Here is an 838-nt window from a genome sequence, read left to right as displayed (position 1 = left end):
TAGAGGTCGTTCGTGGTATCAGCACACAAAAGAAGCTCTGTCTGTACGCAACCGCAGCGGTTGCGTCCCAAACTGACGGTGGGAGCGCCAGGAGTACGACCGGCTATCGTGTGTATCAATATCTGACTGATGCTATTGACACGGATCAGTACCACCAGGAAACGTACGTGAATAAGATGAAAGAACTCACGACGTACTCTCTGGTCGACTTCGAGCGACGGAGCCACGGGCCCAGCTCGGGGATGTTCCTCGAGTTCCAGTTTGGCGAAAGTCCAGGGACAATTCTCGAGACACTCCGTGAAGACTCGCGTATTGAAGCGATTTCTGAAGAGGAGGTTACCTCCGTGGTCAAAGCGCAGATCCGAAACCAGACGTAGACATTTCAGTTATTGATGTGGTCTTTTGCGGCACGGTGTCCCCTGTTTTATGAGACTTTTCCATTATGTCTGATAGACACCCCTCTATCGATGTGTTCGATGGGTGGGCTATCGTGCTCTTCCACCCCGGTTATGAGACTTTTCCATTATGTCTGATAGACACCCCTCTATCGATGTGTTCATCGTGTCGGCTATCGACTCACCCATCCCGCTTATGAGCCTTTTCCATGATTTCCAATAGACACCCCTCTATCGATGTGTTCGATGTGTCGGCTATTGTGCTCTCCCACCCCGGTTATGGGACTTTTCCATTATGTCTGATAGACACCCCTCTATCGATGTGTATCCGGAGTTTGTTATCAGGTCTCACTTGATATCTGAGTAACTCATCCACGGGTGTTTAGTTATTTTCCATTGTTTCCGATAGACACCCCTCTATCGATGTGTGATTCTCCATGAGA

The 838-nt window shown here is 49.3% G+C and carries 1 pseudogene; it reads left to right on the top strand.

What is annotated here, in order from left to right:
* Nucleotides 1-377: pseudogene (locus EXE45_RS17055) on the top strand (cell division control protein Cdc6); the annotation flags it as partial.
* Between the last annotated feature and the right edge of the window lie 461 nt (nucleotides 378-838).

Source organism: Halorubrum sp. SP9 (assembly GCF_005435015.1).
In the GTDB taxonomy this organism is placed as follows: Archaea; Halobacteriota; Halobacteria; order Halobacteriales; family Haloferacaceae; genus Halorubrum; species Halorubrum sodomense.
This window is presented reverse-complemented; position numbering and strand designations above follow the sequence as displayed.